The organism is Pseudomonas sp. yb_9, assembly GCF_043103635.1.
Lineage (GTDB): Bacteria > Pseudomonadota > Gammaproteobacteria > Pseudomonadales > Pseudomonadaceae > Aquipseudomonas > Aquipseudomonas monteilii.
Window position 1 is genome coordinate 63,092 of record NZ_JBICKA010000047.1, and the last position, 26,826, is coordinate 89,917.

Below are 26,826 nucleotides of genomic sequence, written 5' to 3' on the forward strand. Positions count from 1 at the left end.
CCTTTACTAACGGTGCAGCTCGACGGGCTCTGCTGCCGGCTTGCCCTGCCCTGCACGCGGCTTGCACCACAGCAGGTAGGACGCCACCAGGAACACCACCCAGACCACGCCGACGATCAAAGCCGCCTGGGTGTCCGGGAAGTAGCCGAGCACACCAAAGATGAACACCATGAACGCGATGGCCATGGCCGGGCCGTAGGGCCAGAACGGTACCGGGAACTTGAGTTGGGCCACTTCCTCACGGCTCATGCTGCGGCGCATGGCCACCTGGGTAAGCAGGATCATCAGCCACACCCATACAGTGGCAAAGGTGGCAATGGACGCGATGAGCAGGAACACGTTTTCCGGGATCAGGTAGTTGAGCAGCACGCCGATCAGCAGTGCAGCGCCCATCACCACCACGGTCATCCACGGCACGCCATGTTTCGACAGTTTGCCGAAGCTGCGTGGCGCATGGCCTTGATGGGCCAGGCCATACATCATGCGGCCGGCGCCAAAGATGTCGCTGTTGATGGCCGAGATGGCTGCAGAAATCACCACGATGTTCAGCACGGCGGCGGCAGAGCCAATGCCCAGGTTGCTGAAGATCTGCACGAACGGGCTACCTTGGCTGCCGATCTGCGGCCATGGGTACAGGCACATCAGCACGAACAGGGTGAGTACGTAGAACAGCAGAATGCGCAGCGGCACGGCGTTGATCGCCTTGGGAATGACGCGCTGCGGGTCCTTGGCCTCACCAGCGGTGACGCCAATGATCTCGATGCCGCCGAAGGCGAACATCACCACGGCAAACGACGCGATCAGGCCACCCACACCGTTAGGCATGAAGCCGCCGTGGTCGAACAAGTTGCTGACGCCGACGGCATGCCCGGTACCCACCTGGCTGAAGCCGAAAGCCATGATGCCGAGGCCGGCCAGGATCATCGCCACGATGGCGCCGACCTTGAGCAGCGACAGCCAGAATTCCATCTCGCCAAATACCTTGACGTTGCACAGGTTGAGGCCGCCGATCAGGAAGACGATGCCCAGCACCCAGATCCAGCGTGCCACTTCCGGGAACCAGAAGCCCATGTAGATACCGAAGGCGGTGACGTCGGCGATGGCGACGATGACCATTTCGAAGGCGTAGGTCCAGCCGAGGATGAAGCCGGCCATGGGGCCGAGGTAGGTGCTGGCGTAGTGGCCGAAAGAGCCAGCCACCGGGTTGTGCACGGCCATTTCGCCGAGGGCGCGCATGACCATGAATACGGCAGCGCCGCCGATCAGGTAGGCCAGCAGCACGGCCGGGCCGGCCATCTGGATGGCTGAGGCGGAACCGTAGAACAGCCCGGTGCCGATGGCAGAACCGAGGGCCATGAAACGGATGTGGCGGGCACTCAGCCCGCGCTTGAGACCTTGAGCTTGTTGCATGTCACGTCCTTAAATTGTTTTTGTGGTCGTGAGATCGAAGGGGGCTGCCTTGCAGCCCAATCGCCGGCAAGCCGGCTCCCACAGAGACGGTGTGTCGCATCTGCAACTGTGGGAGCCGGCTTGCCGGCGATGGGCCGCACAGCGGCCCCTGGGGGCATTACAGGCTTGGCAGCACACCCGCCGGCAGCAAACCGGTCAGGCTCCCCTTGGCCAACAGTTCCACGGCCTTTTCGATGTCTGGCGCGAAGAAACGGTCACGGTCATAGTGCGGCACTTCGCTGCGCAGCGCCTTGCGCGCCTGCTCCAGCTTCGTGGAAGTCTTCAGGCCTTTGCGCAGGTCCAGGCCCTGGCAGGCGCCCAGCCATTCGATGGCCAGCACGCCACGGGTGTTTTCAGCCATTTCCCACAGGCGCTTGCCGGCAGCCGGGGCCATCGACACGTGGTCTTCCTGGTTGGCCGAAGTCGGCAGGCTGTCGACGCTGTGCGGGTGCGACAGGGCCTTGTTTTCGCTGGCCAGGGCGGCAGCGGTCACCTGGGCAATCATGAAACCGGAGTTGACCCCGCCGTTTTCCACCAGGAACGGCGGCAGCTGGGACATGTGCTTGTCCATCATCAGCGAGATGCGGCGCTCGCTGAGCGAGCCGATTTCGGCGATGGCCAGGGCAATGTTGTCGGCAGCCATGGCCACCGGCTCAGCGTGGAAGTTACCACCGGAAATCACATCACCTTCGGCGGCGAACACCAGCGGGTTGTCGGACACGGCGTTGGCTTCGATGCCCAGCACTTCGGCAGCCTGGCGCAGCTGGGTGAGGCAGGCGCCCATGACCTGCGGCTGGCAGCGCAAGGAGTAAGGGTCCTGGACCTTGTCGCAGTTCTTGTGCGACAGCGACACTTCACTGGAATCGCCCAGCAGGTCGCGGAAGCAGGCGGCGGTGTCGATCTGGCCGCGCTGGCCACGCACTTCGTGGATACGCGCATCGAACGGCGAACGCGAGCCCAATGCCGCTTCGACGCTCAGGCCACCGCAGGCGATGGCAGCAGCGTACAGGTCTTCACCCTGGAACAGACCGCGCAGGGCGTAGGCAGTGGAGGCCTGGGTACCGTTGAGCAGGGCCAGGCCCTCTTTGGCGGCCAGGGTCAGTGGTTCGAGGCCGGCAACCGCCAGGGCTTCGGTGGCCGACAGCCACTGGCCTTTGTAGCGGGCCTTGCCTTCGCCCAGCAGCACCAGCGACATGTGCGCCAGCGGCGCCAGGTCACCGGATGCGCCCACCGAGCCTTTCAGCGGGATGTGCGGGTAGACTTCGGCGTTGACCAGGGCGATCAGCGCGTCGATGACCTTGCGGCGAATGCCGGAGAAACCACGGCTGAGGCTGTTGATTTTCAGCACCATGATCAGGCGCACCAGGTCGTCATCCAGCGGCGCGCCAACACCGGCGGCGTGCGACAGCACCAGCGAGCGCTGCAGGTTTTCCAGGTCGTGGCTGGCGATGCGGGTCGAGGCCAGCAGGCCGAAACCGGTGTTGATGCCGTAGGCGGTACGGTCTTCGGCAATGATCTGCTCGACACAGGCAACGCTGGCGTCGATGGCCGGCGCGGCGCTGGCATCCAGTTGCAGGCGCACGGGCGCGGCGTGGATCGCGCGCAGCTGGGCCAGGGTCAGGGTGCCAGGCTTGAGGGTGAGTTCGGTCACGTTGCTACTCCAAATCGCGTGGAGCCGCAGGCCCGTTTTTCGGTGCCTGCGCGCTCCTTCTTGTTGTTCAGTATCACCCCTTGTGGGGTGTGATCCAAAGCGTGGCGATCACCCAGTGATCATCGGCAGGTCCAGGCCCTGCTCCTTGGCACAGTCGATGGCGATGTCGTAACCGGCATCGGCGTGGCGCATCACGCCAGTCCCCGGGTCGTTGGTCAGCACGCGGGCGATACGCTCGGCGGCTTCGTCGGTACCGTCGCAGACGATGACCATGCCCGAGTGCTGCGAGAAGCCCATGCCCACGCCACCGCCGTGGTGCAGCGACACCCAGGTGGCGCCGCCTGCGGTGTTCAGCAGGGCGTTGAGCAGCGGCCAGTCGGAAACAGCGTCCGAGCCATCACGCATGGCTTCGGTTTCGCGGTTAGGGCTGGAGACCGAACCCGAGTCCAGGTGGTCACGGCCGATCACCACCGGTGCCGACAGCTCGCCGCTGCGGACCATTTCGTTGAACGCCAGGCCCAGCTTGGCGCGCAGGCCCAGGCCAACCCAGCAGATACGTGCCGGCAGGCCCTGGAAGCTGATGCGCTCGCGGGCCATGTCCAGCCAGCGGTGCAGGTGGGCGTCGTCGGGGATCAGTTCCTTGACCTTGGCGTCGGTCTTGTAGATGTCCTCGGCATCGCCAGACAGCGCCGCCCAGCGGAACGGGCCGATACCACGGCAGAACAGCGGGCGGATGTAGGCTGGCACGAAGCCCGGGAAGTCGAAGGCGTTGGCCACGCCCTCTTCCTTGGCCATCTGGCGGATGTTGTTGCCGTAGTCGAAGGTCGGGATGCCTTGTTTCTGGAAGTCCAGCATGGCTTGTACGTGCACGGCCATCGACTGCTTGGCGGCTTTGACCACGGCAGCCGGCTCGGTCTGCGCACGGTCGCGGTACTGTTCCCAGGTCCAGCCGGCTGGCAGGTAGCCGTTCAGTGGGTCGTGGGCGCTGGTCTGGTCGGTGACCATGTCCGGGCGCACGCCACGCTTGACCAGCTCTGGCAGGATTTCGGCAGCGTTGCCGTGCAGGGCGATGGAGATGGCCTTGCCTTCGGCGGTGTACTTGGCGATGCGCGCCAGGGCGTCGTCAAGGTCGGTGGCCTGCTCGTCGACGTAGCGGGTTTCCAGGCGGAAGTCGATGCGGCTCTGCTGGCATTCGATGTTCAGCGAGCAGGCGCCGGCCAGGGTAGCGGCCAGTGGCTGGGCGCCGCCCATGCCGCCCAGGCCTGCGGTGAGTACCCACTTGCCTTTCAGGCTGCCGCCGTAGTGCTGGCGACCGGCTTCGACGAAGGTTTCATAGGTGCCCTGGACGATGCCCTGGCTGCCGATGTAGATCCAGCTGCCGGCGGTCATCTGGCCATACATGGCCAGGCCTTTGGCGTCCAGTTCGTTGAAGTGTTCCCAGTTGGCCCAGTGTGGCACCAGGTTGGAGTTGGCGATCAGCACGCGCGGGGCGTTGCTGTGGGTCTTGAACACGCCGACCGGCTTGCCCGACTGCACCAGCAGGGTTTCGTCGTCTTCCAGGCGGGTGAGGGTTTCGACGATCTTGTCGTAGCATTCCCAGTTACGGGCGGCGCGGCCGATACCACCGTACACCACCAGTTCTTTCGGGTTTTCCGCGACCTGCGGGTCGAGGTTGTTCATCAGCATGCGCAGTGGCGCTTCGGTCAGCCAGCTTTTGGCGGTCAGCTTGTTGCCACGTGGGGCACGGATTTCAACGTCACGGTATTTGTTGTTGTCGGTCACGGGAAAGGTCCTCTGCGGTCGTCCGCGGGCGGGTATGTCGTGGTCAATATACAAACACACCTTTACTTGTATGTACAAGCATGGACAACCAAAATAATTGGACCTTGCCGTTCCTGACTTGAGTGTGTGGTGGTGCGTAGATCGAGCGCCGCCCGCGCGGCGCATCGCGAGCTACGCTCGCTCCTACGTTTGTTTCTGGCCAATTATTCCTGTGGGATTTGCGCGCGTACGCCTTGGCGCAAGGCGCAATATCGCGTCGTACAAACCAGGCGGTCGCGCGCGCCTGTGACAGGCGTTACTGGCCCGAAACAAACGTAGGAGCGAGCGTAGCTCGCGATGCGCCGCGCGGGCGGCGCTCGATCTCACAGGCGCCAAAAATCTACTGGCGAACCCTCAGCGCCCAACCAACTCGATCAGGCAGAACCGCCCCTGAACCTCCAGCCCAAGCAATTCGTCATTGCCCTCCAGCCGCAGGCAGTCATGCAGCCCCAACCGCTGCACCTCATGCCCTGCCATGGTCACCTCAACCTGGCTACTGGCCGCAAACAACAACACCGTCGACGCCGAGCTGTACAACCGGCTGGTGCCATCGAACCACTGCAACCGCGTCCGATACCGCTGCGGTGCATAGATCAGGTTGAAATCGCGAATCGGCCCGCCCAATAGCTTGCAGCTGACCTGGCTTTCGCCGCTGAAGGCAAAGGCATCCAACGGCAACAACGGTCGGCTGGCCTGGCCATCGACCAGCAGTCGCATGCCATCGCCCTGCAGCACAGTGATGATCCGCTGGTAGCCGGCGAACGTGGAAAAGCCACCCGACTCCTCGATATCGGCAATCGACAGGCGCCAGCCAAAACCGTCCAGCCCTTCACCGCTGTCGCGGGTAATTTCTTCGGTGAAACCGCCACCGTTCTTCCACGGCATGCGCGGGTAATCCTGCGCACGCAACAACTGCAGTTGGCTCATTTACTGAAACGTCCTTCCAGGCGATGACGGGAACCGGGGTGTATCAACCGTGCAGCGGTCACCGGCTGGCGGCCGGACCAGGTGCGGCGACGAATCAGCAGGCAAGGCTCGCCCCGCTCGATCTGCAACAGGGTGCATTCGTCCGGTTCGGCCAGGATGGCCTCGACCACGTGCTCGCCCTCGGTCAGCGGCGCCACTTGGGATAGGTAGGCGTAAGGCGTCTGCCGGGTGAAGTCCTGCTTGAGGTAGTCAGGGGCAATGGCCGCGTTGACGTAGCGGTCCTCGATCTGCACCGGCACGCCGTTTTCAAAATGCACGATCAGCGAGTGGAACACCCGCTGGCCTTCACGCATGTCCAAGGCCAGGGCCCGTTCGGAGCCGGCGGCCTCTTCGGCAAGGGTAATGACCTGGCAGCTATGCTGATGGCCGCGCGCGGCAATTTCGTCGGCAATGTTGTTGACCTCGAACAACGCCGATCGGCCCTTGGGCTCAGCCACGAAGGTACCCACGCCTTGCATGCGCACCAGCAGGCCTTCAGCCGTCAGCTCGCGCAGGGCGCGGTTGATGGTCATGCGGCTGAAACCCAGCTCGCTGACCAGTTCGCTCTCGGAGGGAACCCGGTGGTGTGGCGGCCAGCTGCCGTTGTCGATCTGTTGGACGATCATTTGTTTGACCCGGGCATACAGCGGCGCCGGGCCCTCGCCCATCTGGGCAACCAGCGCGGAGACAGGAGGTGTCGGCACGGCGTTGAGTCCTTTGCAATGGAATGAGCGGTAGCTTGCCGCAGTTTACCCGGCAGGCAAACGCCTGTATATGTATATACAAGTTAACAATAACAGGATTTCACCGATGTCCGCCTACTTCGCCGAACGCGCCCTGCTGCCAACGGGCTGGGCCAGCCATGTCCGTATCGAGGTCGCCAGCGATGGCCATGTAGCCAGCATCGAGCCGGGCGCTTCGGCCGAAGGGGCTGAACGCCTGGCCGGTCCGTTGCTGCCCGGCATGCCCAACCTGCACTCGCATGCCTTCCAGCGCGCCATGGCAGGCCTGGCGGAAGTCGCCGGCAACCCCAACGACAGTTTCTGGACATGGCGCGACCTGATGTACCGCCTGGTCGGGCAGATCACCCCGGACCAGCTGCAGGTCATCGCCCGTCAGCTGTACATCGAGATGCTCAAGGCCGGCTACACCTCGGTAGCCGAGTTTCATTACGTGCACCATGACAATGCCGGCAAGGCCTACGCCGACCCGGCCGAGCTTTCCCGCCGCATCAGCGCGGCTGCGGCCGACAGCGGCATTGGCCTGACCTTGCTGCCGGTGCTGTACAGCCACGCCGGGTTCGGCGGCCAGGCACCGAACGACGGGCAGCGGCGCTTCATCAATTCCACCGAAGGGTACCTGCAACTGCAGGCGCAACTGTCCCCGATCCTAGCCGCGCAGCCTGCACAGCAGCTGGGCCTGTGCTTCCACTCGCTGCGTGCGGTAACGCCTGGGCAGATCGCCGACGTGCTGGCGGCCAGCGACAAGCAATGCCCGGTGCATATCCATATCGCCGAGCAGCAGAAGGAAGTGGACGACTGCCTGGCCTGGAGCGGCCTGCGCCCGCTGCAATGGCTGTACGAACATGTGGAGGTCGACCCCCGCTGGTGCCTGGTGCATGCCACCCATGCCGAGCCGGATGAAGTCACCGCCATGGCCCGCAGCGGTGCCGTGGCCGGGTTGTGCCTCACCACCGAGGCCAACCTGGGTGACGGGATTTTCCCGGCGGTGGACTACTTGGCGCAGGGCGGGCGCATGGGCATTGGTTCCGACAGCCATGTGTCACTGAGCGTGGTGGAAGAACTGCGCTGGCTGGAATACGGCCAGCGCCTGCGTGACCAGCGGCGAAACCGCCTGTACCGCGGCGATCAACCGATGGTCGGGCGCACGCTGTATGACGCGGCACTGGCAGGTGGTGCGCAAGCGCTGGGGCAAGGAATTGGAGAGCTGGCCGTGGGCAAGCGTGCCGACTGGCTGGTGCTCGACGGGCACGACCCTTACATCGCCCTGGCGGATGGCGATGCCATTCTCAACCGCTGGCTGTTTGCGGGTGGGGATCGCCAGGTGCGGGATGTGATGGTGAATGGGCAGTGGGTAGTGCGCCAGGGGCGGCATGCACAGGAGGAGGAAAGCGCGCAGGCGTTTGCTCAGGTACTGCGGCAGCTTTTGGGTTGAGTGTACTGGGGCTGCTTAGCAGCCCTTCTCGGGCAAGCCCCACAGGGTTTTGCGCATAACCTGTGGGAGCGGGCTTGCCCGCGAAGGGTTGCAAAGCAACCCCAAAAAATCAGTGCATTTTTACAATTTGCTGATCAGACGCACGCCAGATAAGCCGGCTGGTGTCATACCCCTGCTGTCGTGCCTTGGACAGCAGATTCTCGCGCTCCCACGCCGGCAATGTCGGCGTACGCGACAGAATCCACAGGTGCTTGCGATCCGGGCTGCCGACCACCGCCGTGCGGTAACGCTCATCCACATACAAAATCCAGTACTCGCCCCGAGCCACGCCCGGCACCAGCTTGGTAAACCAGTTGTCGAACTCTACCCACAGCTTGTCGGTATGCCCCGGCTCCTGAATGCTGGCGTGCCCCTCGGCACGCAGCCATTCATCACCCATGGTGCGGCAGCGGTTGAGCACGCCAAAGCTGCCATCCGGCTTGAGGTTGTAGTGCGCCTCGGACTGCTCGCAACCGGTCTGGTAGCGCATAGGCAGGCGTGCCAGCTCGAACCATTTGCCCTGATAGCGCTTGAGGTCGACATTGCCGGCGGTTTTCGGCGCCAGCGGGTCGTGCACGGAGCCTGCACAACCGCCCAGCAGCAACGCCAGGCATACCCCCATCAGCAGGTACGCACGCCTCATTTGAGACCCTGCCCTGAATACATCAGCACCTTGTCAGCTGCGTACTGCACGCTGATGAAGCTCTTCTCGTCCCCCCAGGTGCAGCTGCTCATGCCCAGCGCGCCAGAGCACTCGGTCGGCGTGCCGAGCAACTGCTCGACCTCGGCCTTGTTCATACCGGCCTTGATCTTGGAATAGTTTTCCTGGTTGATCTTGCTGCAGGCAGTCAGGACGACGCACAGCGACAACAGGGCGAGGGAACGCAACGACATGAAGGACACTCCTGGAGAGGGGATACAGGCGAGTGGCCTGCAGTGACCTTCGACGGAAAAAACCCTCCCGGGTTCCCTACCCCACCCCATTTACCCCTACACCATTGGTCGGGTGGCCACTACCGTGCGATTAATCACAAAGTAATAGTCATCTCCCAATAAAAAAGGCCGCCCCTTGCAGGAGCGGCCTTGCGTCGCGACGGCCTGCACAGCAGGCCCAATGCCTCAGAACCTGGACCCGGGCTCCAGCAAAAAGTCCATCTCTTCACTGGTGCTCGGCCGCTCCAGCACCAGGTTGCGGTGCGGGAAGCGCCCGAACCGGGCAATCACGCGCTGATGCTGCTCGGCATAGTCGAGGAAGCCTTCAAACAGCCGGCGATGGGCCTCTGGCTGCTCGTCGAGCAATACCTGATAACGCTCGACACACAGGTTCTGCCAGTCCAGCACCTCGGCATGCTCCAGCACCAGCAGCACGAACACGCGCTGGATGGGCAGCAACTGGTAGTCCCAGCCCTTCTGCAGGCCCTGCATGGCCACCACCTGGGCACGCCGGTCGCCCTCGAAGGCGCGCGGCGTGTCGCGGTAGATCATGCGCGGCAGCTGGTCCAGCAGAATCAGCAGGCCCAGCCAGCCCTGCGGGCTTTGCTGCCACTCGTCGAGCCCGCCGGCCAAGGCCTGCTCGGTCAGCTCGCCAAACAGCGCATGGGCATCGGCATCGTGATGCTTGCCGAACCACAGCGTGCTCTTCTCGTCAGCCACGGCCTGGGGACTGGTGCCCCAACCGAACCACCACTCCAGCAACGGCTGCCAAGGTGCGAGCATGACTTATTCCTTGTGGTAGGCGGTAACGCGCTCGACCTCTTCCTTCGAGCCGAGGATCACCGACACGCGCTGGTGCAGGCTTTCTGGCTTGATGTCGAGGATGCGATCGTAACCGTTGGTGGAAGCGCCGCCAGCCTGTTCGATGATGAAGGACATCGGGTTGGCTTCGTACATCAGGCGCAGCTTGCCCGGCTTGCTTGGCTCACGGGCGTCACGTGGGTACATGAACAGGCCGCCACGGGTCAGGATGCGGTGTACGTCGGCCACCATCGAGGCGATCCAGCGCATGTTGTAGTTCTTCTTCAGCGGGCCGGTCTCGCCGGCCAGCAGCTCGCCCACGTAGCGTTGTACCGGGGCTTCCCAGTGGCGCTGGTTGGACATGTTGATGGCGAATTCGGCGGTGCTTTCCGGCACACGGATGTTTTCGTGAGTCAGAACGAAGCTGCCCAGCTCGCGGTCCAGGGTGAAGCCCTTCACGCCATTGCCCAGGGTGAGGATCAGCATGGTCTGCGGGCCGTAGATGGCGTAACCGGCGGCGACCTGCTGGGTGCCTGGCTGCAAGAAGGCGTTTTCGTTCAGGGTTTCGTTCTGGCTCAGGTATTCGTTAGGGCAACGCAGTACCGAGAAGATGGTGCCGACCGACACGTTGACGTCGATGTTCGACGAACCGTCCAGCGGGTCGAAGACCAGCAGATAGGCGCCTTTCGGGTATTTGCCCGGGATCTGGTAGGCGTTGTCCATTTCTTCGGACGCCATGCCGGCCAGGTGGCCGCCCCACTCGTTGGCTTCCAGCAGGATATCGTTGGAAATCACGTCCAGTTTCTTCTGGACTTCGCCCTGCACGTTTTCAGTGCCCATGCTGCCCAGCACACCACCCAGGGCGCCTTTGGACACGTGATGGCTGATTTCCTTGCACGCACGCGCCACCACTTCGATCAGGAAGCGCAGATCGGCAGGGGTATTGTTGCTGCGGGTCTGCTCAATCAGATAGCGACTCAGGGTAACGCGGGACATGTATGGCTCCGAACGGATTGGGGGGATGAAAAACCCCCGCAGTTTACAGGGAGAGTTGCAGGCTAGCGAGTAATGAGACTCGCCACGGCTCTCTGACGGCACAATAGGTCGCTAGTTCAGCCTTCGCCAGGCCGGTGGTCTGGTTGTGAGGCCATTCGCCGGACCGCCCGCGAATGGCCTCACATCAATCCAAAGCCTTCCAGATCTCGGTGGCATACTCACGAATGGTCCGGTCCGACGAGAACCACCCCATCCGCGCCGTGTTCAGCACCGCCATGCGCCACCACTCCTGCGGCGTGTGCCACAGTTCCTCGACCCGCCGCTGGGCATCCCAGTAGGCATCGAAGTCGGCGCACACCAGGAAGCGGTCATACGCCACCAGCCCGTCGATCAACCCGGCGTAGCGCGATGGGTCGTCCGGCGAGAACACACCGCTGCGAATCGCCTGCAGCACATCATTCAGGCGGTTGGACGCGGCAATCGCCGCACTGGCACCAAAATCACCCGCCTTCTTGCGTGCCTCGACCTGCTGGGCGGTCAAGCCAAAGATGAACATGTTGTCGGCGCCCACCTGTTCGCACATCTCCACGTTGGCGCCATCTAGCGTGCCGATGGTCAACGCGCCGTTCAGCCCGAACTTCATGTTGCTGGTACCGGAGGCTTCATAGCCGGCCGTTGAAATCTGCTCGGAAAGGTCTGCCGCCGGGATGATGCTTTCAGCCAGGCTGACGTTGTAGTTGGGCAGGAACACCACCTTCAGGAGGCCACGGACGGTCGGGTCGTTGTTCACCACCCGGGCGATGTCGTTGGCCAGTTTGATGATCAACTTGGCCTGGTGATAACTGGCTGCCGCCTTGCCGGCGAAAATCTTCACCCGCGGCACCCAGTTGGTACCGGGGTCGTTGCGTATGGCCTGGTACAACGCCACGGTGTGCAGCAGGTTGAGCAACTGGCGCTTGTACTCGTGGATGCGCTTGACCTGCACGTCGAACAACGCCTCGGGGTTTACCGTAACGCCGATGCGGTCCTGGATGATGCTGGCCAGGGCGCGCTTGCTGTGCAGGCGCTGGGCGGCGAACTGCTTGCGAAAACCAGGCTTGTCGGCAAACGGCACCAGGCCGGCAAGCCGCCCTTCAGGGTCGTCCTTGAGCTCTGGCCCAAGCGCCTCGACCAGCATGTCGGTCAACTGAGGGTTGGACTGGTACAACCAGCGGCGGAAAGTAATGCCGTTGGTCTTGTTGTTGATGCGCTGCGGGTAAAGCTTGTGCAACTCGGAGAACACGGTGCTCTTCATCAACTTGCTGTGCAGCGCCGACACGCCGTTGACGCTGTGCGAGCCAAGAAACGCCAGGTTGCCCATGCGCACGCGGCGGCCGTTGTCTTCCTCGATCAGCGACACGGCGCGCAGCACGTCGAAATCGTGCAGGCCTTTGGCGCGCAGCGAGTCGATATGGTAGGCATTGATGAGATAGATGATCTGCATGTGCCGGGGGAGCATGCGCTCCATCAGCGCGACCGGCCAGGTTTCCAGGGCTTCGGGCAGCAGCGTGTGGTTGGTGTAGGCGAGCGTGCCGACGGTCAGCTCCCAGGCCTTTTCCCACGGTATTTCATGCTGATCCACCAACAGCCGCATCAACTCCGCCACGGCAATCGATGGGTGGGTGTCGTTGAGCTGGATGGCTGCCGCATCGGGCAGGTTGAGCAGGTCTTTGTGCATGTTCAGGTGGCGGCGGAGCAAGTCCTGCAACGAAGCCGACACGAAGAAATACTCCTGACGCAAGCGCAGTTCCTGCCCCGCCTCGGTGCTGTCCGCCGGGTACAGCACGCGAGAAATGCTCTCGGCCCGCGCCACTTCGGCCACGGCCCCCAGGTGGTCGCCCGCATTGAAGCGTTCAAGGTGCAGCTCTTCCAGCGCCCGTGCACGCCACAAGCGCAAGGTGTTGACGCTGGACCCGCGCCAGCCGACCACGGGCGTGTCATAAGCGACCGCCCGCACCGTCTCACCCGGCGACCAGACCTGGCGCTGGGCACCGCTATCATCGCTCAAGGTTTCAACGCTGCCGCCGAAGCTGATCGGGTAGATCACCTCGGCACGCTCGAACTCCCACGGGTTGCCGAAATCCAGCCAGTTCTCGGTCTGCTCCTGCTGCCACCCATCGACCAGGGCCTGACGGAACAGCCCATGCTCGTAGCGGATGCCATAACCATGGGCGGCAATACCCAAGGTGGACATACTTTCCATGAAGCACGCCGCCAGCCGGCCAAGGCCACCGTTACCCAGCGCGGCGTCGGGTTCGAGCAGGCGGATGCGCTCCAGGTCCACGTCCAACCCTTCCAGTGCATCGCGGGCGATGTCCAGCAGCCCCAGGTTGCTCAGGCTGTCATACAGCAGGCGCCCGATAAGGAATTCCAGGGAGAGGTAGTAGACCCGCTTCTGGCTGCGTCGATAGGCCTGGCGGGTATGGTCCATCCAGTGGTCGACCATGTGATCGCGCGCAGCCAGGGCAATGGCTTCGAACCAGTCATGGTCGAAGGCGTGCTCCGGGTCCTTGCCGACCGCATAGGTCAGCTTGTTTAGTACTGCGGCGCGAAAATCCGCGACTTCGGCGTCACGTGCTTTGGGTTCCTGGGACATGCGACATCCTCGGGCAAGTTGACGAAAGCGGAGGGAGATTGTTGAGACTAGACCCTTCGACCGGGAGTGACAGTTACGGTTCGCAGTTTTCATGCCCACTCTGCGATTCCGGCAAAAGGTTGTTCATAAATTGAACAATTCCGGTATCATCGCGCGCCCCAAGACCGTGATCCACCCTATAAAGATGAAAACGACCCTGATCGCCGCCGCCGAAGTCGACCGCCTGGAGACTTGGCAGCGCTATGCCAGCCACATGTGCGGTGGCTGCCACTCGACCTGTTGCACCCTGCCGGTGGAGGTGAAGATCAAGGATCTGATCCGCATCGGCGTGGTAGACGAGTTCGAAAAAGACGAGCCGCCGAAAAACGTGGCCAAACGCCTGCAGAAGGAAGGCATCATCGAGCGCTTCAACCAGAAGTCGGGCATCTTCACCCTGACCCGGATGAGCAACGATGACTGCATGTATCTGGATCGTAAGAGCCGGCTGTGCACCATTTATGACAAGCGCCCGGATACCTGCCGCAACCACCCAAAGGTTGGGCCGCGGCCGGGGTATTGTGCCTATAAGCCCAAGGTTGTCGGGCGCTGATCGTTAGCCTGTTCCGGCCTCTTCGCGGGTAAACCCGCTCCCACAGGATCTCTGCAAGGTTCAGAGCCTGTGCAGTACCTGTGGGAGCAGGTTTACCCGCGAAGAGGCCAGCACCGACAGCACAATTACTGAAGGCATAAAAAAACGCCCCCGGCCTTTCGACCGGGGGCGTTTTCATTCAGCCTGAGCTAACTCAGTTCTTGGCTTTCTTGGCAGCGCGGGTACGCTCGCCTTCGTCCAGGATCTTCTTGCGCAGGCGGATCGACTTAGGCGTCACTTCGCACAGCTCGTCGTCCTGGATGAATTCCAGGGCCTGTTCCAGGGTGTGGCGAACTGGCGGTACCAGGGCGATGACTTCGTCTTTGCCCGAAGCACGCATGTTGTCGAGCTTCTTGCCTTTGGTCGGGTTCACGCCCAGGTCGTTGTCACGGCTGTTCAGGCCGATGATCTGACCGTTATAGATCTCCTGACCGTGCTCAACGAACAGCTTGCCGCGCGCCTGCAGGGTTTCCAGCGAGTAGGTCAGCGCCTTGCCGGTTTCGACCGAAACCAGTACGCCGTTCAGGCGGCCGGACATCTGGCCCGACTTCATGGTGTCGTAACGATCGAAGATCGAGGTCAGGATGCCTGCACCGTTGGTCAGGGTCAGGAACTGGTTACGGAAACCGATCAGACCACGGGCTGGAATGTTGTACTCCAGGCGCACACGGCCCTTGCCATCCGGAACCATGTTGGTCAGGTCGCCTTTACGCAGACCCATCTCTTCCATCACCTTGCCCTGGGATTCTTCAGGGATGTCGATGGTGACGTTCTCGAACGGCTCCTGCTTCACGCCGTCCACTTCGCGGATGATGACTTCAGGACGGCCTACGGCCATCTCGAAGCCTTCACGGCGCATGGTTTCGATCAGTACCGACAGGTGCAGCTCACCACGGCCCGATACCTTGAACTTGTCAGGGGAATCGGTTTCCTGAACGCGCAGAGCAACGTTGTACAGCAGCTCCTTGTCCAGACGGTCCTTGATGTTACGGCTGGTGACGAACTTGCCTTCTTTACCGCAGAACGGCGAGTCGTTGACCTGGAAGGTCATGGAAACGGTCGGCTCGTCAACGGTCAGCGGCTTCATCGCTTCTACCGCATCCGGGGCGCACAGGGTGTCGGAGATGAACAGCTCGTCGAAACCGCTGATGCAGACGATGTCGCCAGCCTGGGCTTCTTCAACGTCTACACGGTGCAGGCCGTGATGGCCCATCAGCTTCAGGATACGGCCGTTACGCTTCTTGCCGTTGGTGTCGATGGCGACAACCGGGGTGTTCGGCTTGACGCGACCACGGGCGATACGGCCAACGCCGATAACGCCGAGGAAGCTGTTGTAGTCCAGTGCGGAGATTTGCATCTGGAACGGGCCGTCACGGTCAACAGACGGCGCAGGTACGTTGTCGACGATCGACTGGTACAGGGCGGTCATGTCTTCGCCCATCTCGGTGTGGTCCAGGCCGGCGATGCCGTTCAGGGCCGAGGCGTAGACGACTTTGAAGTCCAGCTGTTCGTCGGTAGCACCGAGGTTGTCGAACAGGTCGAAGATCTGGTCCAGAACCCAGTCAGGACGCGCGCCCGGGCGGTCAACCTTGTTGATCACGACGATTGGCTTCAGGCCGGCTTCGAAGGCCTTCTTGGTCACGAAGCGCGTTTGCGGCATCGGGCCGTCCTGGGCGTCGACCAGCAGCAGCACGGAGTCGACCATCGACATTACACGCTCAACCTCGCCACCGAAGTCGGCGTGGCCGGGGGTGTCGACGATGTTGATGTGGTAGCCGTTCCAGTTGATGGCGGTGTTTTTCGCCAGAATGGTAATACCGCGCTCTTTTTCCTGGTCGTTGGAGTCCATGACGCGCTCGTCGTTGAGCTCGTTACGCTCCAGGGTGCCGGACTGACGCAGGAGTTTGTCGACCAGGGTGGTTTTACCATGGTCAACGTGGGCGATGATGGCGATGTTACGCAGATTTTCGATCACAAGTGTATCTCGATCAGAGGATTCGGTTGCCGCCCAGTGTAGGCGGCCAATATGTACTGTTTAAGGCTCAGCGGGCCCGGCGGTCGGGAGGGCGATGGCGGATACTGCCGCCATACAGCCCCGGCGTCTTATGTCGGACGATAAACACGCACATTGGCATGTCCCTCACTGAGCAGGTGGTGTGCGTGCAAACGGCTCATCACACCCTTGTCGCAATACAGCAAGTACTGGCGCGTGGGGTCCAGGTGCTTGAACTTGCTGTTGATCGCGTAGAACGGCATGGCCTGGACTTCGATACCTTCCAGCGCCAGGGGTTCGTCTTCCTGGGCATCGGGGTGACGAATGTCGATGACGATCTGGCCTGGCAGCGCCTCGGCCACTTCCTCGATTTCGATGTCCTTGCCCAGCTCGTCGATCACATGGTCGATGGAAATGAACTTGGCGCGCTCCAGGGCGCGCTCCAGCACGGCCATGTCGAACTGCTTTTCTTCATGTTCCATGCGGTGGCGCTTGGCGTGAGTGGTCGGGTTTACCGAGATCACGCCGCAGTATTCTGGCATGTGCTTGGCGAAGTCGGCGGTGCCGATTTCGGTGGCCTGGTCGATGATGTCCTGCTTGTGGCTGGCCAGCAACGGGCGCAGCACCAGCTTGTCGGTGGCCGAGTCGATGATCGACAGGTTCGGCAGCGTCTGGCTGGACACCTGGGAAATCGCCTCGCCGGTGACCAGCGCGTCGATCTGCAGGCGGTCGGCCATGTGCGCGGCACCGCGCAGCATCATGCGCTTGAGGGTGACGCCCATGTAGCTGTTGTCGACCTTGTTGAGGATCTCGCCGACCACTTCTTCGAACGGCACGCTGATGAACAGCACGCGCTGGCTGCTGCCGTACTTTTTCCACAGGAAGTGGGCCACTTCCATCACGCCCAGCTCGTGGGCACGGCCGCCGAGGTTGAAGAAGCAGAAGTGGGTCATCAGGCCACGGCGCATCATCTGGTAGGCCGCCACGGTGGAGTCGAAGCCACCGGACATCAGCACCAGGGTCTGCTCCAGGGCGCCCAGCGGGTAACCGCCGATGCCGTTGTGCTGGTTGTGGATCACGTACAGGCGCTGGTCGCGGATTTCGATGCGCACCAGCACTTCAGGGTTCTTCAGCGCGATGCCGGCGGCGCCGCATTGCTGGCGCAGCTGGCTGCCGACGTAGCGGTCGACGTCCATCGAGGTGAAGTCATGGTGGCCACCGCGCTTGCAGCGCACGGCGAAGTGCTTGCCGGCCAGCAGATGGCCGAAGTGGTGCTTACACTTGGCGACGATGTCGTCGAAGTCACCCAGCGGGTATTCCTCAACCTGCAGGAAGTGGGTGATACCCGGCGTGCAGGTGAGGCGCTCGATCATCTCGCGCTGGACTTTCTCGTCTTCGACGCGGGTGACCACTTCGAGATTGTCCCAGACACCATCAACCGCGAGCTCAGGGTCGAGATCCTTGAGCACATTGCGGATATTCTTGCCGAGCTGGCGGATAAAGCGCTTGCGCACCGGCCGGCTCTTGATGGTGATTTCTGGGAAGACTTTGACGATAAGTTTCATTGGTTAACAGCGCGCGCAGGGCCTGCCGAAAATGAGGGGCGCGAATTATAGCGGAAATTGCTCAGGATTTGACCAACTTTTGATCAGAAGCTTTGAGATAAATGCAAGACCGGGGTTTTGCAGTGCCTGTTCCGGCCCTTTCGCGGGCAAGCCCGCTCCCACAGGAGCCGTGCAAGCTTCAAAGAGCACACCGTACCTGTGGGAGCAGGCTTGCCCGCGAAGGGGCCCTTAAAAAAAGCACATCCGCCTGACAGTGCACATTTATGGTGCATCACCACCAAAACTCGCATCTTTAGGGTGCATTATTCGCCGTCAGCCGCGTGCCAAATGCCCGCAAACGCCCCCTTTTATCCCGCCCTCGCCATTTTCGGGCACTGGCATGCAATTTGCTCCCTTGTGAGGCAGGTAAGCTTGGCCGACTATCCGCGCCCGGCAACACCCTTTTTCCAGGGCAGCGGCCCACCGCGCTCTAGACCATCCGGAGGACAACATGTCGAAGTCGGTTCAACTCATCAAAGATCATGACGTCAAGTGGATTGATCTGCGTTTCACGGACACCAAAGGCATTCAGCACCACGTGACCATGCCGTCGCGTGATGCGCTGGACGAAGACTTCTTCGAAGTCGGCAAGATGTTCGACGGTTCCTCTATTGCTGGCTGGAAAGGCATCGAAGCTTCCGACATGATCCTGATGCCGGTTGACGACACTGCCGTCCTGGACCCGTTCACCGAAGAACCTACCCTGATCATCACCTGCGACATCGTCGACCCGTCGAGCATGCAGGGCTACGATCGCGACCCACGTGCGATCGCCAAGCGCGCCGAAGAGTACCTGAAGAGCACCGGCATCGGTGACACCGTATTCGCAGGCCCGGAGCCAGAGTTCTTCATCTTCGACGAAGTGAAGTTCCAGTCGGACATCTCCGGCTCGATGTTCAAGATCTTCTCCGAGCAAGGCTCGTGGATGACCGGCGCTGACGTGGAAGGCGGCAACAAAGGCCACCGTCCAGGCGTGAAAGGCGGCTACTTCCCGGTTCCGCCGTTCGACCACGACCACGAAATCCGTACTGCCATGTGCAACGCACTGGAAGAAATGGGCCAGACCGTTGAAGTTCACCACCACGAAGTGGCGACTGCCGGCCAGAACGAAATCGGCGTCAAATTCAACACCCTGGTGAAGAAGGCTGACGAAGTACAAGCCCTGAAATACGTCGTGCACAACGTTGCCGACGCTTACGGCCGTACCGCCACCTTCATGCCGAAGCCACTGTACGGTGACAACGGTTCGGGCATGCACGTACACATGTCGATCTGGAAAGACGGCAAGAACACCTTCTCGGGTGAAGGCTATGCCGGCCTGTCCGACACCGCCCTGTACTTCATCGGCGGTATCATCAAGCACGGTAAGGCCCTGAACGGCTTCACCAACCCGTCGACCAACTCGTACAAGCGTCTGGTTCCAGGTTTCGAAGCACCGGTAATGCTGGCCTACTCGGCGCGTAACCGTTCCGCCTCGATCCGTATTCCTTACGTCGGCAGCCCGAAAGCCCGCCGTATCGAAGCACGCTTCCCGGACCCATCGGCCAACCCGTACCTGGCCTTCGCGGCCCTGCTGATGGCTGGCCTGGACGGCATCCAGAACAAGATCCACCCAGGCGATGCTGCCGACAAGAACCTGTACGACCTGCCACCAGAAGAGGCCAAGGACATTCCGCAAGTGTGCGGCAGCCTGAAAGAAGCCCTGGAAGAGCTGGACAAAGGCCGTGCGTTCCTGACCAAGGGCGGCGTGTTCTCCGACGACTTCATCGATGCCTTCATCGAGCTGAAGTCGGAAGAAGAGATCAAGGTCCGTACCTTCGTGCACCCGCTGGAATACGAGCTGTACTACAGCTGCTGATCTGATCGGCGCCCCGCGCCGATGACCTGATCTGGAACGGCCTCCCTCGGGAGGCCGTTTTCGTTTCTGCGCCACACAGAAATCACCTCACCCACGCTATGCTCTATCTTGGTGCACAACAAAGCGCCTTGCCCCTATTTGCTCCCCAATCTGGTTCACATGAAACGTTTCATCCAGAGTTTCTGATCCGAATTTGCGCAGATACAGGCCTTTATCGGCAAATCCCGCTTCTTTTCGGAGCTTTGGTTTGTTTCTTGCATTTCTAGCAGGTAGAGAGCCTCGCATCGGCGGGGCCACCGCACCTGGCCCTGGCCAAAGCAGGGCCAGGCAAGCGCCAAAAGAGGTCAACGACGCCTTATGACCATCAGCGATGCACAGCACCGTCTGCTTCTGGACAACCTGACTACCGCCACGTTGCTGCTCAATGCCGAGCTGCGCCTGGAGTACATGAACCCGGCCGCGGAAATGCTGCTGGCCGTCAGCGGCCAACGTAGCCATGGGCAGTTCATCAGCGAGCTGTTCACCGAGTCGACCGAAGCGCTCAGCTCGTTGCGCCAGGCGGTCGAACAGGCGCACCCGTTCACCAAGCGCGAAGCGCAGCTCACCTCGCTGACCGGGCAGACCATCACCGTCGACTACGCGGTAACCCCTATCCTCAACCAGGGCCAGACCCTGCTGTTGCTGGAGGTGCACCCGCGCGATCGGCTGCTGCGCATCACCAAGGAAGAGGCCCAACTGAGCAAGCAGGAAACCACCAAGATGCTGGTGCGCGGCCTGGCCCACGAAATCAAGAACCCCCTCGGCGGCATCCGTGGCGCGGCGCAGTTGTTGTCACGCGAATTGCCCGAGGAAGGCCTGCGCGACTACACCAACGTGATCATCGAAGAAGCCGACCGCCTGCGTAACCTGGTAGACCGCATGCTCGGCTCGAACAAGCTGCCATCGCTGGCCATGACCAACATCCACGAAGTGCTGGAGCGGGTCTGCAGCCTGGTCGAGGCCGAAAGCCAGGGTTGCATCACTTTGGTGCGCGATTACGACCCAAGCCTGCCGGACGTCTTGATAGACCGCGAGCAGATGATCCAGGCCGTCCTCAACATCGTGCGTAACGCCATGCAGGCGATCAGTTCGCAGAACGAGCTGCGCCTGGGCCGCATCACCCTGCGCAGCCGCGCCTTGCGCCAGTTCACCATCGGCCATGTGCGCCATCGCCTGGTGGCGCGGGTGGAAATCATCGACAACGGCCCGGGCATCCCGCCGGAACTGCAAGACACCCTCTTCTATCCCATGGTCAGTGGCCGCCCCGACGGTACCGGGCTGGGCCTGGCCATTACCCAGAACATCATCAGCCAGCACCAGGGCCTGATCGAGTGTGAAAGCCACGCAGGCCACACCGCCTTTTCGATCTACCTGCCTCTGGAACAAGGAGCCACCGCCTCATGAGCCGAAGTGAAACCGTATGGATCGTCGACGATGATCGCTCCATCCGCTGGGTACTGGAAAAAGCCCTGCAACAGGAAGGCATGACCACCCAGAGCTTCGACAGCGCAGATGGTGTGATGGGCCGCCTTGCGCGCCAGCAACCGGACGTGATCATTTCCGACATCCGCATGCCGGGTGCCAGCGGCCTCGACCTGCTGGCACAGATTCGCGAGCAGCACCCACGCCTGCCGGTCATCATCATGACCGCTCATTCCGACCTGGACAGCGCCGTGGCGTCTTACCAAGGCGGCGCTTTCGAGTACCTGCCCAAACCGTTCGACGTGGACGAGGCAGTCTCGCTGGTAAAACGTGCCAACCAGCATGCGCAGGAGCAACAAGGGCTGGATGTGCCACAGAACCTGGCGCGCACCCCGGAAATCATCGGCGAAGCACCGGCCATGCAGGAGGTGTTCCGCGCCATCGGCCGCCTCAGCCACTCCAACATCACCGTGCTGATCAACGGCGAGTCCGGCACCGGTAAAGAACTGGTGGCCCACGCCCTGCACCGCCATAGCCCGCGTGCGGCGTCGCCGTTCATTGCCCTGAACATGGCAGCGATCCCCAAGGACCTGATGGAGTCTGAGCTGTTCGGCCATGAGAAAGGCGCCTTCACTGGCGCTGCCAACCTGCGCCGGGGCCGCTTCGAGCAGGCCGATGGCGGCACACTGTTCCTCGACGAAATCGGTGACATGCCTGCCGACACCCAGACCCGCCTGCTGCGGGTGCTGGCCGATGGCGAGTTTTATCGCGTTGGCGGCCACGTGCCGGTCAAGGTCGACGTGCGCATCATTGCCGCGACCCACCAAAACCTGGAGTCGCTGGTGCAGGCCGGCAAGTTCCGCGAAGACTTGTTCCACCGCCTGAACGTGATTCGCATCCATATTCCTCGGCTGGCCGACCGCCGTGAGGACATCCCCGCCCTCGCCCGCCACTTCCTCGCCCGTGCCGCTCAGGAACTGGCAGTCGAGCCGAAGATCCTCAAGCCGGAGACCGAAGAGTTCATCCGCAACCTGCCGTGGCCGGGCAACGTGCGGCAGATGGAGAACACTTGCCGCTGGATCACCGTGATGGCCTCCAGCCGCGAGGTGCTGATCGGCGACCTGCCGCCTGAACTGCTGAACCTGCCGCAGGATGCCGCACCGGTCACCAACTGGGAGCAGGCTTTGCGCCAGTGGGCCGACCAGGCGTTGGCGCGCGGGCAATCGAACCTGCTGGACAGCGCGGTGCCGAGCTTTGAGCGGATCATGATCGAGACGGCACTCAAGCACACCGCCGGCCGCCGCCGGGATGCCGCGCTTTTACTGGGTTGGGGGCGTAATACCTTGACCCGCAAGATCAAGGAGCTGGGGATGAATGTGGCGGGCGGTGATGACGAGGAAGGTGATGACCACTAACGCTCGGTAATCCTGCAAGATCCCTGGGGCCGCTTTGCGGCCCCAGCCATTTCAGCCTCCCGATGCACCGATCCTGTGCCCAATGCACCTCTCGAAGGCACAAATCCCCTCAAAACCCGGCCAAATACCCCTCAAAGCCCAATATTCACGGGCTTTGCAAAATTGGCACGCCCCCTGCAATACCTAATACATACCCAGTTTCGGGGGCCCTGGTACAGGCAGGCCGGGTGACCCCCTCTTTTATTCGCAACACCGCCCGTTTTGGGGACCTCGGTACAGGCAGGCCGGGACATCCCCCCTTTACACGCAACACGCAGTACCCCTTTTGGGGACCCTGGTACAGGCAGGCCGGGATATCCCCTCTTTTATTCGTGCAGTTTCACCTGCACACGCCAGCGCCCAGCGTCCTCTGCACCGGCCCACTCGCCCTGCAGGGGACGCGCCGCCACCACTGTCAGCAACAAGCCTTCCTTGCTCTTCTGCACCCGCCAGCTCACCGGCTTCCCCGCCAGGCTCAATTGCCCTTGCTGGGCCTTGCCCTGGGCCTGGAACAGCAACGCAACCGTCCCTTCCACGTTCTCGCCGTGCAGCTGCGGTTCTTCATTGAACCAAAGGTCCAGGCCGTCCTGCACCACCTCCACCTGCTGCAATACCCGCTCTTCGGGCGTTGTCAGGCGACCAATCATCAACCCGACCATAACGCCAACGATCGCCAGCGACAGCATCATCCGTGGGAAGGCCTTCGAACGCACGTCCGGTTCAGGGGTAGAATGCCCGTCATCTTCACGCTTGGAGCCGTGCATGTTTCACGTCATCCTTTTTCAACCAGAAATTCCGCCGAATACCGGCAACATCATTCGCCTGTGCGCCAACAGCGGCTGCCACCTGCACCTGATCGAACCCATCAGCTTCGAACTGGATGACAAGCGCCTGCGCCGCGCCGGGCTGGATTACCACGAGTATGCCACGCTCAAGCGCCACGAGAGCCTGGCCGGATGCCTGGAAAGCCTGGGCAACCCACGGCTGTTCGCCTTTACCACCAAGGGCTCGCACCCGTTCCATGAAGTGGCCTACCAGCCGGGCGATGCCTTCCTGTTCGGGCCAGAGAGTCGCGGGTTGCCTGCCGAAGTACTGGACAGCCTGCCAGCCGAACAACGCCTGCGCCTGCCGATGCGGCCAGGGTGCCGTAGCCTGAACCTGTCCAATACCGTGGCGGTGACAGTGTATGAGGCTTGGCGGCAGAACGGGTTTGCCGGGAGCTGATCTTTCACCTGCAAGGGCCCTTTCGCGGGCATGCCCGCGAAAGGGCCGGAACAGGCAATAAAAAAGCGCCCCGAGAGGCGCTTTCCTGATACCGGCAGCGATTACTGAACAGTCTGCACTTCGCCCGCTTCCTGCATGCGCTGCATTTCTTGCGCGTACAGGGCGTCGAAGTTGACCGGCGACAGCATCAGGGCCGGGAACGAACCGCGGGTCACCAGGCTGTCCAGGGTCTCACGGGCGTACGGGAACAGGATGTTCGGGCAGAACGCACCCAGGGTGTGGCTCATCGAAGCCGCATCCAGGTTGGCGATCAGGAAGATACCGGCCTGCTGTACTTCAGCGATGAACGCCACTTCGTCACCGTTCTTGACGGTAACCGACAGGGTCAGCACCACCTCGTGGAAGTCGCCTTCCAGGGCTTTCTGCTTGGTGTTCAAGTCCAGCGCGACGCTCGGCTCCCAGCTCTGGCGGAAGATCTGCGGGCTTTTCGGGGCTTCGAACGACAGGTCGCGCACGTAGATGCGCTGCAGGGAGAACTGAGGGCTGTTGTCTTCTGCAGCAGCGCCGTTGGTCTGTTGGTCAGTCATGGCAGATCCTTATCCTAATGTTTTTGAATGCAGTGCAAATCAGGCCGCCAGCAGCGCGTCGAGCTTGCCGGCGCGCTCCAGGGCATAGAGGTCATCGCATCCACCGACATGGGTGCTGCCGATCCAGATCTGCGGCACCGAGGTGCGACCGGCCTTCTGGCTCATCTCGGCGCGCACCTGTGGTTTGCCGTCGACCTTGATTTCCTCGAAGGCCACGCCTTTGCTCTCAAGTAGGTACTTGGCGCGCATGCAGTAGGGGCAGTAGTCGCTGGAATAGACGATGACGGGCTTCATATCACTTCACCAGGGGCAGGTTATCGGCTTTCCAGCTGGAAACGCCACCGCTCAGTTTGGCAGCGGTGTAGCCAGCCTTGAGCAGTTCGCGGCAATGGGTGCCGGACTGCTGGCCCATTGCGTCGACGACGATCAGGGTCTTCTCTTTGTGCTTGTCCAGCTCGCTCATGCGGGTGGCCAGCTTGTCCTGCGGAATGTTGATCGCACCGACGATGTGGCCGGCGGCGTATTCCTTGGCCGTACGGATGTCGACGACCAGGCCCTTGTCGGCATTGACCAGGGCGGTCAGTTGGCCGTTGCTCAGGCTCTGGCCGCCACGGCGGATTTCATTGAGCAGCAGCAGGACCAGCAGAACAACGAAGATCGCAACCAGGATGTAGTGATCTGTCGCGAATTGAATCAGGTGAGCAACCATCAGCGGTGTTCCAGGCGATTGAAAATGCCGGCCAGTATACACAGCCCCCCAGTGCCACCAAAGCCCGACAGGCCGGAGGGAAAGGTACCTTCATGTTGCTACATCGGGCGCGCTGGTCAGGCAATAGGACGAATATTCGCCGCTGGTGGCGGATTTGCCCTAAAATGCGTGTCTTTATCATCTTTGAACAACCGTGAGTTTGATTGATGACGAGTACGCCCAAACCCCTGGTCCTGATCATCCTGGATGGCTTCGGCCACAGCGAAAGCCCCGAACACAACGCCATCTTTGCCGCCAACACGCCGGTCTATGACCGCCTGCGCGCTACCCAGCCGCATGGCCTCATTTCCGGCTCGGGCATGGATGTCGGCCTGCCGGACGGGCAGATGGGCAACTCCGAAGTCGGTCACATGAACCTGGGCGCCGGTCGCGTCGTGTACCAGGACTTCACCCGGGTGACCAAGGCCATCCGTGACGGCGAATTTTTCGAAAACCCGGTGCTCACGGGTGCCGTGGACAAGGCCGCCAGCGCCGGCAAGGCCGTTCACATCCTCGGCCTGCTGTCCGATGGCGGCGTACACAGCCACCAGGACCACCTGGTGGCCATGGCCGAACTGGCCGCACAGCGCGGCGCGGAAAAAATCTACCTGCACGCCTTCCTCGATGGCCGTGACACCCCACCACGCAGCGCGCAGTCGTCCATCGAACTGCTCGACGCCACCTTCGCCAAGCTGGGCAAGGGTCGCATCGCCAGTCTGATCGGCCGCTACTTCGCCATGGATCGGGATAACCGCTGGGACCGCGTCAGCGCGGCCTACAACCTGATCGTCGACAGCGCCGCCGAATACACTGCCGACACCGCCCAAGCCGGCCTGGAAGCAGCCTACGCTCGTGACGAGAGCGACGAGTTCGTCAAGGCCACGCGCATTGGCGAAGCGGTCAAGGTCGAAGACGGCGATGCCGTGATCTTCATGAACTTCCGCGCCGACCGTGCCCGTGAACTGTCGCGTGTGTTCGTCGAGGCCGATTTCAACGAATTCCCGCGTGCACGCCTGCCAAAACTGGCGGCCTACATCGGCCTGACCCAGTACTCGGCCAAGATTCCGGCGCCGGCAGCCTTTGCACCGGCCAGCCTGAACAACGTGCTGGGCGAGTACCTGGCCAAGCACGGCAAAACCCAGTTGCGCATTGCCGAGACCGAGAAGTACGCCCACGTCACCTTCTTCTTCTCGGGTGGCCGTGAAGAACCGTTCGAAGGCGAAGAGCGCATCCTGATCCCGTCGCCAAAGGTTGCAACCTACGACCTGCAACCGGAAATGAACGCGCCAGAAGTAACCGACCGCATCGTCGAAGCGATCGAGCAGCAGCGCTTTGACGTGATCGTGGTCAACTACGCCAACGGCGACATGGTCGGCCACACGGGCGTGTTCGAGGCTGCGGTGAAGGCAGTTGAAGCGCTGGATACCTGCGTCGGCCGCATCGTCGAAGCGCTGGCCAAGGTGGACGGCGAAGCGCTGATCACCGCCGACCACGGCAACGTCGAGCAGATGGAAGACGAATGCACCGGCCAGGCGCACACCGCACACACCACCGAGCCGGTGCCGTTCATCTATGTGGGCAAGCGCAACGTGAAAGTGCGTGATGGCGGCGTGCTGGCCGACGTGGCGCCAACCATGCTGAAGCTGCTGGGGCTGGAGAAACCAGTGGAAATGACCGGTACTTCGATCCTGGTCGACGCCTGATTCGGTGTGTTGGGGCTGCAAAGCAGCCCCTTTGCACATGAATTCCAGACAAACGCCCCTCTGCACCCGCAGCGAGGCGTTTTTTTTGCCTGCCCGGGCG

General features: G+C 62.0%; 23 protein-coding genes. 7 read left to right on the forward strand and 16 right to left on the reverse strand.

The features are described from left to right. Positions 1–6 precede the first annotated feature (6 nt). From ACF8MI_RS13250 to hutC, 5 genes are all read right to left on the reverse strand, one after another. A complete protein-coding gene (locus ACF8MI_RS13250; RefSeq protein WP_060500633.1) occupies positions 7–1,410 on the reverse strand; it encodes an amino acid permease in 1,404 nt (467 codons plus the stop codon). 157 nt (positions 1,411–1,567) lie between these two features. After that, positions 1,568–3,100, reverse strand: coding sequence for a histidine ammonia-lyase (gene hutH, locus ACF8MI_RS13255; RefSeq protein ID WP_104833820.1), 1,533 nt, complete (start codon positions 3,098–3,100; stop codon positions 1,568–1,570). A gap of 108 nt (positions 3,101–3,208) precedes the next feature. Beyond that, positions 3,209–4,882: a urocanate hydratase gene (gene hutU, locus ACF8MI_RS13260; protein WP_104833819.1), complete on the reverse strand. Its 1,674-nt coding sequence runs from the start codon at positions 4,880–4,882 to the stop codon at positions 3,209–3,211. A gap of 393 nt (positions 4,883–5,275) precedes the next feature. Beyond that, the gene (locus ACF8MI_RS13265) at positions 5,276–5,848 is read right to left on the reverse strand and encodes a HutD family protein (protein ID WP_200928865.1); all 573 of its coding nucleotides are present in this window, start codon (positions 5,846–5,848) and stop codon (positions 5,276–5,278) included. Next, entirely contained in the window at positions 5,845–6,555 is a 711-nt protein-coding gene (hutC, locus tag ACF8MI_RS13270; RefSeq protein WP_156866887.1) for a histidine utilization repressor, read from the reverse strand. The genes ACF8MI_RS13265 and hutC overlap by 4 nt, the downstream gene beginning before the upstream one ends. 142 nt (positions 6,556–6,697) lie before the next feature. Here hutC and ACF8MI_RS13275 point away from each other — a divergent pair, with 142 nt between their 5' ends. Then, positions 6,698–8,062, forward strand: coding sequence for a formimidoylglutamate deiminase (locus ACF8MI_RS13275; RefSeq protein ID WP_156866827.1), 1,365 nt, complete (start codon positions 6,698–6,700; stop codon positions 8,060–8,062). A gap of 109 nt (positions 8,063–8,171) precedes the next feature. Here ACF8MI_RS13275 and ACF8MI_RS13280 read toward each other — a convergent pair whose 3' ends face one another. The 5 genes from ACF8MI_RS13280 to ACF8MI_RS13300 form a co-directional block, all read right to left on the reverse strand. Further along, entirely contained in the window at positions 8,172–8,744 is a 573-nt protein-coding gene (locus ACF8MI_RS13280) for a lipocalin family protein (RefSeq protein WP_060500646.1), read from the reverse strand. Then, a complete protein-coding gene (gene bamE / locus ACF8MI_RS13285) occupies positions 8,741–8,995 on the reverse strand; it encodes an outer membrane protein assembly factor BamE (protein ID WP_003249234.1) in 255 nt (84 codons plus the stop codon). Before bamE ends, ACF8MI_RS13280 begins: the two co-directional genes overlap by 4 nt. A 225-nt stretch (positions 8,996–9,220) precedes the next feature. After that, entirely contained in the window at positions 9,221–9,817 is a 597-nt protein-coding gene (locus ACF8MI_RS13290) for a DUF924 family protein (RefSeq protein WP_104833816.1), read from the reverse strand. 3 nt (positions 9,818–9,820) lie between these two features. Then, positions 9,821–10,831 (reverse strand): class 1 fructose-bisphosphatase, encoded by a 1,011-nt coding sequence (locus tag ACF8MI_RS13295; protein ID WP_016712457.1) that lies wholly within the window; start codon positions 10,829–10,831, stop codon positions 9,821–9,823. Positions 10,832–11,015: 184 nt separating this feature from the next. After that, complete coding sequence (locus tag ACF8MI_RS13300; RefSeq protein ID WP_060500651.1) at positions 11,016–13,466, reverse strand: glycogen/starch/alpha-glucan phosphorylase; 2,451 nt, start codon at positions 13,464–13,466, stop codon at positions 11,016–11,018. A gap of 184 nt (positions 13,467–13,650) precedes the next feature. Between ACF8MI_RS13300 and ACF8MI_RS13305 the strand changes: the two genes are divergently transcribed. Next, entirely contained in the window at positions 13,651–14,055 is a 405-nt protein-coding gene (locus tag ACF8MI_RS13305) for a YkgJ family cysteine cluster protein (RefSeq protein WP_016712459.1), read from the forward strand. Positions 14,056–14,248: 193 nt separating this feature from the next. On the opposite strand, the gene typA is transcribed toward ACF8MI_RS13305, so the two are convergent. Together typA and thiI are read right to left on the reverse strand one after the other, a co-directional pair. Then, positions 14,249–16,069: a translational GTPase TypA gene (typA, locus tag ACF8MI_RS13310; protein ID WP_016712460.1), complete on the reverse strand. Its 1,821-nt coding sequence runs from the start codon at positions 16,067–16,069 to the stop codon at positions 14,249–14,251. 128 nt (positions 16,070–16,197) lie between these two features. Continuing rightward, positions 16,198–17,652, reverse strand: coding sequence for a tRNA uracil 4-sulfurtransferase ThiI (thiI, locus tag ACF8MI_RS13315; RefSeq protein ID WP_060500653.1), 1,455 nt, complete (start codon positions 17,650–17,652; stop codon positions 16,198–16,200). Positions 17,653–18,142: 490 nt separating this feature from the next. On the opposite strand from thiI, the gene glnA reads away from it, so the two are divergent. The 3 genes from glnA (at position 18,143) to ntrC (ending at position 22,425) form a co-directional block, all read left to right on the forward strand. After that, on the forward strand, positions 18,143–19,549 hold the full coding sequence (glnA, locus tag ACF8MI_RS13320) for a type I glutamate--ammonia ligase (protein ID WP_060500655.1): 1,407 nt from the start codon (positions 18,143–18,145) through the stop codon (positions 19,547–19,549). 357 nt (positions 19,550–19,906) lie between these two features. Beyond that, entirely contained in the window at positions 19,907–20,992 is a 1,086-nt protein-coding gene (gene glnL / locus ACF8MI_RS13325) for a nitrogen regulation protein NR(II) (protein WP_016712463.1), read from the forward strand. Then, positions 20,989–22,425 carry a nitrogen regulation protein NR(I) gene (gene ntrC, locus ACF8MI_RS13330; RefSeq protein ID WP_016712464.1) on the forward strand — a complete coding sequence of 479 codons (1,437 nt, stop codon included), beginning with the start codon at positions 20,989–20,991 and terminating at the stop codon, positions 22,423–22,425. Before glnL ends, ntrC begins: the two co-directional genes overlap by 4 nt. A 365-nt stretch (positions 22,426–22,790) precedes the next feature. Here the strand turns inward: ntrC and ACF8MI_RS13335 are convergent, their stop codons facing one another. Beyond that, positions 22,791–23,228, reverse strand: coding sequence for a hypothetical protein (locus tag ACF8MI_RS13335; protein WP_060500656.1), 438 nt, complete (start codon positions 23,226–23,228; stop codon positions 22,791–22,793). Between ACF8MI_RS13335 and trmL the strand changes: the two genes are divergently transcribed. Next, on the forward strand, positions 23,227–23,688 hold the full coding sequence (gene trmL, locus ACF8MI_RS13340) for a tRNA (uridine(34)/cytosine(34)/5-carboxymethylaminomethyluridine(34)-2'-O)-methyltransferase TrmL (RefSeq protein WP_012274606.1): 462 nt from the start codon (positions 23,227–23,229) through the stop codon (positions 23,686–23,688). The two genes, ACF8MI_RS13335 and trmL, sit on opposite strands and share 2 nt — an antisense overlap. A 101-nt stretch (positions 23,689–23,789) precedes the next feature. On the opposite strand, the gene secB is transcribed toward trmL, so the two are convergent. The 3 genes from secB to ACF8MI_RS13355 are packed head-to-tail and all read right to left on the reverse strand — an operon-like array spanning position 23,790 to position 24,984. Continuing rightward, positions 23,790–24,275 carry a protein-export chaperone SecB gene (secB, locus tag ACF8MI_RS13345; protein WP_200928866.1) on the reverse strand — a complete coding sequence of 162 codons (486 nt, stop codon included), beginning with the start codon at positions 24,273–24,275 and terminating at the stop codon, positions 23,790–23,792. Positions 24,276–24,314: 39 nt separating this feature from the next. Next, the gene (gene grxC / locus ACF8MI_RS13350) at positions 24,315–24,569 is read right to left on the reverse strand and encodes a glutaredoxin 3 (protein WP_003249204.1); all 255 of its coding nucleotides are present in this window, start codon (positions 24,567–24,569) and stop codon (positions 24,315–24,317) included. Position 24,570: 1 nt separating this feature from the next. Further along, on the reverse strand, positions 24,571–24,984 hold the full coding sequence (locus ACF8MI_RS13355; RefSeq protein ID WP_019098297.1) for a rhodanese-like domain-containing protein: 414 nt from the start codon (positions 24,982–24,984) through the stop codon (positions 24,571–24,573). 206 nt (positions 24,985–25,190) lie between these two features. Between ACF8MI_RS13355 and gpmI the strand changes: the two genes are divergently transcribed. Continuing rightward, complete coding sequence (gene gpmI / locus ACF8MI_RS13360) at positions 25,191–26,726, forward strand: 2,3-bisphosphoglycerate-independent phosphoglycerate mutase (protein WP_060500660.1); 1,536 nt, start codon at positions 25,191–25,193, stop codon at positions 26,724–26,726. Positions 26,727–26,826 lie beyond the last annotated feature (100 nt).

Coding starts and splice junctions, on each gene's coding strand:
- ACF8MI_RS13300 (WP_060500651.1), bottom strand. CDS start 13,466: ATGTCCCAGGAACCCAAAGCACGTGACGCCGAAGTCGCGGATTTTCGC.
- ntrC (WP_016712464.1), top strand. CDS start 20,989: ATGAGCCGAAGTGAAACCGTATGGATCGTCGACGATGATCGCTCCATC.
- ACF8MI_RS13355 (WP_019098297.1), bottom strand. CDS start 24,984: ATGGTTGCTCACCTGATTCAATTCGCGACAGATCACTACATCCTGGTT.
- gpmI (WP_060500660.1), top strand. CDS start 25,191: ATGACGAGTACGCCCAAACCCCTGGTCCTGATCATCCTGGATGGCTTC.
- hutC (WP_156866887.1), bottom strand. CDS start 6,555: ATGGGCGAGGGCCCGGCGCCGCTGTATGCCCGGGTCAAACAAATGATC.
- glnL (WP_016712463.1), top strand. CDS start 19,907: ATGACCATCAGCGATGCACAGCACCGTCTGCTTCTGGACAACCTGACT.
- ACF8MI_RS13250 (WP_060500633.1), bottom strand. CDS start 1,410: ATGCAACAAGCTCAAGGTCTCAAGCGCGGGCTGAGTGCCCGCCACATC.
- ACF8MI_RS13275 (WP_156866827.1), top strand. CDS start 6,698: ATGTCCGCCTACTTCGCCGAACGCGCCCTGCTGCCAACGGGCTGGGCC.
- ACF8MI_RS13335 (WP_060500656.1), bottom strand. CDS start 23,228: ATGCACGGCTCCAAGCGTGAAGATGACGGGCATTCTACCCCTGAACCG.
- thiI (WP_060500653.1), bottom strand. CDS start 17,652: ATGAAACTTATCGTCAAAGTCTTCCCAGAAATCACCATCAAGAGCCGG.
- secB (WP_200928866.1), bottom strand. CDS start 24,275: ATGACTGACCAACAGACCAACGGCGCTGCTGCAGAAGACAACAGCCCT.
- glnA (WP_060500655.1), top strand. CDS start 18,143: ATGTCGAAGTCGGTTCAACTCATCAAAGATCATGACGTCAAGTGGATT.
- ACF8MI_RS13280 (WP_060500646.1), bottom strand. CDS start 8,744: ATGAGGCGTGCGTACCTGCTGATGGGGGTATGCCTGGCGTTGCTGCTG.
- bamE (WP_003249234.1), bottom strand. CDS start 8,995: ATGTCGTTGCGTTCCCTCGCCCTGTTGTCGCTGTGCGTCGTCCTGACT.
- ACF8MI_RS13295 (WP_016712457.1), bottom strand. CDS start 10,831: ATGTCCCGCGTTACCCTGAGTCGCTATCTGATTGAGCAGACCCGCAGC.
- grxC (WP_003249204.1), bottom strand. CDS start 24,569: ATGAAGCCCGTCATCGTCTATTCCAGCGACTACTGCCCCTACTGCATG.
- ACF8MI_RS13265 (WP_200928865.1), bottom strand. CDS start 5,848: ATGAGCCAACTGCAGTTGTTGCGTGCGCAGGATTACCCGCGCATGCCG.
- trmL (WP_012274606.1), top strand. CDS start 23,227: ATGTTTCACGTCATCCTTTTTCAACCAGAAATTCCGCCGAATACCGGC.
- ACF8MI_RS13305 (WP_016712459.1), top strand. CDS start 13,651: ATGAAAACGACCCTGATCGCCGCCGCCGAAGTCGACCGCCTGGAGACT.
- ACF8MI_RS13290 (WP_104833816.1), bottom strand. CDS start 9,817: ATGCTCGCACCTTGGCAGCCGTTGCTGGAGTGGTGGTTCGGTTGGGGC.